Here is a 6,322-nt window from a genome sequence, read left to right as displayed (position 1 = left end):
GGCTTGCTCGCGAATGCGGTGTGTCATTCAGCAATGATGTCGACTGACACGGCCCCTTCGCGAGCAAGCCCGCTCCCACAGGGATCTGTGGTGATTTTACTGACCGGGAGCCTCGCCACGTCGCCCGGCGGACGGTACTCTGTCGAGGTTTTTTCCTACTCAGTCGTGAACCGCCAACATGCAGAAAATCCCCCTCCTGATCCAGCGCATTCTCGAGCTGATGAAGCGCTATCCCGGGGTGATTGCGCTTGGCGGTTTCATCTCCGGGGTCGGCAGTTTCATTCTGGTCGATCGCCAGCAGGGACTGGCGAGCTGGATCACCATCATCATGCTGCTGAGCTGGATCTGGCTGATGCTGGAGAACACCCTGACCGGGCTGTTCACGCGCATTTTCAAGCGGGAGATCCCCCAGCCGCTGCTGCGTTACGCGACGCAGATGATCCATCAGGAAAGCCTGTTTTTCGTCCTGCCGTTCTTCTTCATCACCACCACCTGGAACAGCGGTCAACTGATCTTCACCGGGCTGCTGTGCATCGCCGCGCTGATCTCGATTGTCGATCCGCTCTATTACAAATGGCTGGCGCCACGGCGCTGGGCTTTTCTCGCATTGCACACCCTGACCCTGTTCGCCGCCCTGCTCACTGCGCTGCCGGTGATCATGCACCTGACCACCGCGCAAAGTTTCAAATGGGCGCTGGGCACGGCGGTGGTGTTGTCGTTCCCGAGCCTGGCGTCGATCTTCCCGATCCGCACCGTGCGCAACGCGTTGGCCATTCTGTGCATTACCGTCGGCATAGGCGCGGTCGGCTGGACCCTGCGCTCGTGGGTGCCGCCGGCGACGCTGTGGATGACCGACGTGGCGATCAGCACTCAGTTGCAGGATCGCACCCCGGGCGACAGCCTCGAACAGGTCAGCGCCGAGCAGATCCGCAACGGCGGTCTCTACGCCTACACCGCAATCAACGCGCCGCGCGGGCTGGATGAGCGGATCTACCACGTGTGGCAGTTCGACGGCAAAGAGGTCGACCGCATCGCTCTCGATATCCACGGCGGGCGCAAGGAAGGTTACCGGGCGTGGACGCACAAGCAGAACTTCCCCGGCAACCCGGCGGGCAAGTGGCAGGTGCGGGTGCTGACTGAAGACGGTCAGGTGATCGGCGTACTGCGTTTCGAAGTGACCGACAGCACAGCGATCAAAGAAAAGTAATCCGGTTCGTGCTATTACGTTAGTTCGCTTAATAGCCGGACAAGCACGGAGCTTATGATCAGCAGCTCAATGAGCGGTAATGCCCAACTGGACACGTCAATCAGCCCTGCCCGCCTGCGGGTTTCCGGGGACTGGACGCTTGCCCATTACGCCGACCTCAAGCACCTGACCGAAAAACTGACCGGCCAGTACGACGCCAATACCGTGGTCGACCTCAACAGCCTCGGTGCGCTCGACACTGCGGGCGCTTCGTTGCTGGTGGAACTGCTCGGTTCCGAGCGTCTGGGCAAATCCGCCGAACACCCCGACTGCACGATTTCCCAGGCTGACCGCGCGCTGCTGCAGACTGTGTATCGCTCGCTGACTGATTTCTGTGTGCCGGTCAAAGAGCCGGAAGTCAGTGTCAGCGTGCAACTGCTGACCCGCATCGGGCGCGCGGTGGAAACGGTCTGGCAGGACACCCTGCAAGTGCTGGGCTTCATCGGCCTGATCCTCGAAACCATCGCCCGCAATCTGCTGCGCCCCAAGCGTTGGCGCATCACCCCCGTCGTAGCACACATCGAACAGACCGGTCTCGACGCCGCGCCGATCGTGGCGCTGCTGACCTTTCTGGTCGGTGCGGTGGTGGCGTTTCTCGGCGCCACGGTGCTCGCCAGTTTCGGCGCGACGATATTCACCGTGGACCTGGTGGGCTTCTCTTTCCTGCGTGAGTTCGGCGTGTTGCTCACGGCGATCCTGATGGCCGGGCGCACCGCCAGCGCGTTCACCGCGCAGATCGGTTCGATGAAGGCCAACGAGGAGATCGACGCGATCCGCACCCTCGGCCTCGACCCGATGGAGCTGCTGGTGGTGCCGCGCGTGCTGGCGATGCTGGTGGCGCTGCCGATGCTGACGTTTCTGGCGATGCTCTGCGGGATCATCGGCGGTGGGGTGGTGTGCGCGGTGTCGCTGGGGATTTCGCCGGCGATGTTTCTCTCGCTGCTGCAGAGCGACATCGGCATTCAGCACTTTCTGGTCGGCCTGGTGAAAGCGCCGATCTTTGCCTTCCTGATCGCCACGATCGGTTGCCTGGAAGGCTTCAAGGTCAGCGGCAGCGCCGAATCGGTCGGTGCGCACACCACGTCAGCCGTGGTGCAGTCGATTTTCGTGGTGATCGTGCTCGATGCGGTGGCTGCGCTGTTCTTCATGGAGATGGGCTGGTGAGTCGTCTACCCCGCGCGCCCTCGGAGGCGGTGATCGAAGTCCGTGGCCTGTGCAATCGCTTTGGCAGCCAGAGCGTGCACGAGAATCTCGATCTGGATTTGTACAAGGGCGAAATCCTCGCCGTGGTCGGCGGCTCCGGCAGCGGTAAATCGGTGCTGTTGCGCAGCATTGTCGGTCTGCGTCGGCCCAGCGAAGGCAACGTGAAGGTGTTCGGGCAAAACCTGCCGAGCCTGTCCGAGCATGAGCGTTCGCTGGTCGAGCGGCGCTTTGGTGTGTTGTTCCAGAAAGGCGCGCTGTTCTCCTCGCTGACGGTGACCGAAAACGTCGCCCTGCCGCTGATCGAACACGCCGGCCTGAGCCGCAACGACGCCGAGCATCTGGCGGCGGTGAAGCTGGCGCTGGCCGGGCTGCCGCTGTCGGCGGCGGACAAATACCCGGCGTCGCTGTCCGGCGGGATGATCAAGCGCGCTGCGCTGGCGCGGGCCCTTGCGCTGGATCCGGACATCCTGTTTCTCGACGAACCCACCGCCGGCCTCGATCCGATTGGCGCGGCGCAGTTCGATCAACTGATCCTGACCCTGCGCGATGCGCTGGGCCTGAGCGTGTTTCTGGTGACCCACGACCTCGACACGCTCTACACCATCACCGACCGTGTGGCGGTGCTGGCGCAGAAGAAAGTGCTGGTGGCCGGCCCTATCGATGTGGTTTCGGAAACCGACGACGCGTGGATTCACGAATACTTCCACGGCCCGCGTGGCCGCTCGGCGCTGGACGCCGCCAAATTGCTCAACGAGGTCTGACATGGAAACCCGAGCCCATCATGTGTTGATCGGCCTGTTCTCAGTGATTGTCGTGGCAGGCGCCCTGCTCTTCGGCCTGTGGCTGGCCAAGTCCAGCGTCGACAGCGAGTTCAAGGATTATGAAGTGGTCTTCAACGAGGCGGTCAGCGGCCTGTCCAAGGGCAGCCCCGTGCAGTACAGCGGGATCAAGGTCGGTGACGTGGTCAACCTGCGTCTCGACCCGAAAGACCCACGTCGGGTGCTGGCGCGGATTCGTCTGGGCGGTGACACCCCGGTCAAGGAAGACACCCAGGCCAAATTGGCACTGGCCGGGATTACCGGGACTTCGATCATCCAGCTCAGCGGCGGCACCCCGGAGAGCCCGAAGCTACGTGGGCATGACGGCGAGCTGCCAACCATCGTCGCGGCGCCCTCGCCTATTTCCCGGCTGCTCAACGACAGCAACGACCTGATGACTGGCATCACCGCGCTGCTGAGCAACGCTAACCAGATGTTCTCCCCGGAGAACGTCGAGCGCGTCAGCAACACCTTGGCGCATCTGGAGCAGACCACCGGTTCGATCAACGATCAGCGCGGCGACCTGCGCCAGGCCATGCAGCAACTGGCGAGTGTCGGCAAGCAGGCCGGCAGCATGCTCGAGCAAACTTCGGCGCTGATGCGCAACGCCAACGGCCTGCTCAACGATCAGGGCAAGCAGGCGCTGGGCAGTGCCGAGCAGGCGATGAAGTCGCTGGAACAGAGCAGCGCCACCATCAACGGCCTGCTGAGCAAGAACCAGAACTCGCTCGACAACGGAATGCAGGGCCTCAATGGCTTGGCGCCGGCGATCCGCGAACTGCGCGAAACCCTGACTTCGCTGCGTGGCATTTCGCAACGTCTTGAGGCCAACCCCAGCGGCTACTTGCTGGGCAGTGACAAGAACAAGGAATTCACCCCATGAAGCTGATTCACTTTGCTCTCCTCGCCAGCCTCGCTTTGACCAGTGCCTGCTCGATCCTGCCCAAGGCCGAACCTTCGGACGTCTATCGCCTGCCTGCCGCGCAAGCGCCCGCCTCGGTCAGCTCAGCAGCGACCCAGCACTGGTCGCTGCGCCTGAACAAGTTGCAGGCCAGCGAAGCGCTGAACCGGCCGAACATCGCGGTGATCCCACAGGGCGACGTGATCAGCAGCTACAAGGCCTCGCGCTGGAGCGATCCGGCGCCGGTGCTGGTGCGTAATCGGCTGCTGGATGGTTTTGCCCGGGATGGTCGGGTGACGCTGCTCAGCACCGATGACAGCAACTTCGCTGCGGATCTGGAACTGGGCGGCAGCTTGCAGGCGTTTCAGACTGAGTATCAGGGCAATCAGGCCAGCGTCGTGGTGCGGGTCGATGCGTTGCTGGTGCGCGGCTATGACCAGAAGATCCTCGCCAGTCGCCGCTTCGAAGAGCGTCAGCCGTTGAATGATGTACAGGTGCCGGCGGTGGTCGCGGGGTTTGGACTGGCCAGTGATCGGCTGACGGCCAAGGTTGTCGCGTGGGCTGTTCAGCAAGGCCAGCAATTCACCCAACAACCCAGACCTTAAACCTTATACATAACCCCTGTGGGAGCGGGCTTGCTCGCGAAGGCGGTGTGTCAGTCAATATACAGGTCGACTGACCCGCCGCTTTCGCGAGCAAGCCCGCTCCCACAATGGGGATTCGTGGTTAACCGAAGAACCAGTAGCAGACGCCGATGGCGCCGAGTACGCCGGCCAATTCAGCCAGCAGCGCGCATCCAACGGCGTGCCTTGCGCGCTGAATCCCCACCGCACCGAAATACACTGCCAGCACATAGAACGTGGTCTCGGTACTGCCCTGAATCGTCGCCGCCACCAGTGACGGGAAGCTGTCGACGCCGGAGGTCTTCATGGTCTCGATCAGCATCGCCCGTGCGGCGCTGCCGGAAAACGGTTTGACCATCGCCGTCGGCAACGCATCGACAAAACGCGTATCCCACCCGGCCCACTGCACCAGATGCCGAATGCCATCCAGACCAAAGTCCAGCGCGCCCGAGGCACGCAGCACGCCAATCGCGCAGAGCATCGCCACCAGATACGGCAGCAGGTTCTTGGCGACGTCGAAGCCCTCCTTCGCGCCCTCGACGAACGCTTCGTAAACCTTGACCTTGCGTAACGCGCCGATCACCAGGAACAGCATGATCAGGCCGAACAGCGTCAGGTTGCCAAGGATCGACGACAGCCCGGCCAGCGCCGTGGCCGACATCGTCGCCAGCAGCGCCATGAAGCCGCCGAGGATCAGTGCGCCGGGAATCAGATAGGCCAGCACCACCGGGTCCCAGATGCGCAGGCGCTGCATGAACGCCACCGAAAGGAAGCCGACGATGGTCGAGCAACTGGTCGCCAACAGGATCGGCAGAAACACCAGGGTCGGATCTGGCGCGCCTTGCTGGGCGCGGTACATGAAGATTGTCACCGGCAACAGGGTCAGCGACGAGGCGTTGAGCACCAGGAACAGGATCTGCGCGTTGCTGGCGATGGTCGCGCTGGGGTTGAGCTCCTGCAGCGCCTTCATCGCCTTGAGGCCGATCGGCGTGGCGGCGTTGTCCAGACCCAGACCATTGGCGGCGAAGTTCAGGGTAATAAGACCGAGTGCCGGATGACCGGCCGGGACTTCCGGCATCAGCCGCAGGAACAGCGGCCCGAGCACCTTGGCCAGCCACTCGACGATTCCGGCCTTCTCGGCGATGCGCAGAAAGCCCAGCCACAGGGTCAGCGTGCCGAACAGCAACACCATGACCTCGACCGAGAGTTTGGCCATAGCGAAAATGCTTTCCACCATCGCCGCGAAAATCCCGGCGTTGCCACCGACCAGCCACTGCACCAGCGCAGATATTGCTGCCACGACGAAGAAGCCAAGCCACAGGCCATTAAGCATCAGTCAAATCCCCCGGAAGATGCGGCGAATGATAGCGGGGTCGCCAGAAACGACAAACCCCGGATTGCTCCGGGGTTTGTCTGGCCTACTCGGTCCAATGTAGGAGTGAGCCTGCTCGCGATTGCGGTGTATCAAACAACAGAGATGTTGAATATACGGCCCTCATCGCGCGCAGGCTCACTCCTACAGGTTGAGCGG

Annotated in this window: 6 protein-coding genes; 5 read left to right on the top strand and 1 reads right to left on the bottom strand. The window is 62.6% G+C overall.

Going from position 1 to position 6,322, the window contains the following annotated elements:
- Positions 1 to 178: 178 nt before the first annotated feature.
- Genes QMX91_RS28020 through QMX91_RS28000 form a run of 5 tightly spaced genes read left to right on the top strand, consistent with a single transcriptional unit; the run spans position 179 to position 4,773 of the window.
- The gene (locus QMX91_RS28020; RefSeq protein WP_098966454.1) at positions 179 to 1,207 is read left to right on the top strand and encodes a DUF5924 family protein; all 1,029 of its coding nucleotides are present in this window, start codon (positions 179 to 181) and stop codon (positions 1,205 to 1,207) included.
- A 54-nt stretch (positions 1,208 to 1,261) separates the two neighbouring features.
- Positions 1,262 to 2,410: an ABC transporter permease gene (locus tag QMX91_RS28015; protein ID WP_098966456.1), complete on the top strand. Its 1,149-nt coding sequence runs from the start codon at positions 1,262 to 1,264 to the stop codon at positions 2,408 to 2,410.
- Positions 2,407 to 3,210: an ABC transporter ATP-binding protein gene (locus QMX91_RS28010; protein WP_041073657.1), complete on the top strand. Its 804-nt coding sequence runs from the start codon at positions 2,407 to 2,409 to the stop codon at positions 3,208 to 3,210. The genes QMX91_RS28015 and QMX91_RS28010 overlap by 4 nt, the downstream gene beginning before the upstream one ends.
- A 1-nt stretch (position 3,211) precedes the next feature.
- A complete protein-coding gene (locus QMX91_RS28005) occupies positions 3,212 to 4,150 on the top strand; it encodes an MlaD family protein (RefSeq protein ID WP_096797615.1) in 939 nt (312 codons plus the stop codon).
- Entirely contained in the window at positions 4,147 to 4,773 is a 627-nt protein-coding gene (locus QMX91_RS28000) for an ABC-type transport auxiliary lipoprotein family protein (protein ID WP_098966457.1), read from the top strand. The genes QMX91_RS28005 and QMX91_RS28000 overlap by 4 nt, the downstream gene beginning before the upstream one ends.
- Before the next feature lie 121 nt (positions 4,774 to 4,894).
- Here the strand turns inward: QMX91_RS28000 and QMX91_RS27995 are convergent, their stop codons facing one another.
- Positions 4,895 to 6,124 carry a spore maturation protein gene (locus QMX91_RS27995; protein WP_025112290.1) on the bottom strand — a complete coding sequence of 410 codons (1,230 nt, stop codon included), beginning with the start codon at positions 6,122 to 6,124 and terminating at the stop codon, positions 4,895 to 4,897.
- Positions 6,125 to 6,322: the final 198 nt, after the last annotated feature.

It is taken from the genome of Pseudomonas sp. PS01299, assembly GCF_029960145.1.
Classification (GTDB): Bacteria; Pseudomonadota; Gammaproteobacteria; order Pseudomonadales; family Pseudomonadaceae; genus Aquipseudomonas; species Aquipseudomonas putida_A.
This window is presented reverse-complemented; position numbering and strand designations above follow the sequence as displayed.

Excerpts from the sequence above, each read along its gene's own strand:
- QMX91_RS27995 (WP_025112290.1), bottom strand. The coding sequence starts at position 6,124 with ATGCTTAATGGCCTGTGGCTTGGCTTCTTCGTCGTGGCAGCAATATCT.
- QMX91_RS28000 (WP_098966457.1), top strand. The coding sequence starts at position 4,147 with ATGAAGCTGATTCACTTTGCTCTCCTCGCCAGCCTCGCTTTGACCAGT.
- QMX91_RS28005 (WP_096797615.1), top strand. The coding sequence starts at position 3,212 with ATGGAAACCCGAGCCCATCATGTGTTGATCGGCCTGTTCTCAGTGATT.
- QMX91_RS28015 (WP_098966456.1), top strand. The coding sequence starts at position 1,262 with ATGATCAGCAGCTCAATGAGCGGTAATGCCCAACTGGACACGTCAATC.
- QMX91_RS28020 (WP_098966454.1), top strand. The coding sequence starts at position 179 with ATGCAGAAAATCCCCCTCCTGATCCAGCGCATTCTCGAGCTGATGAAG.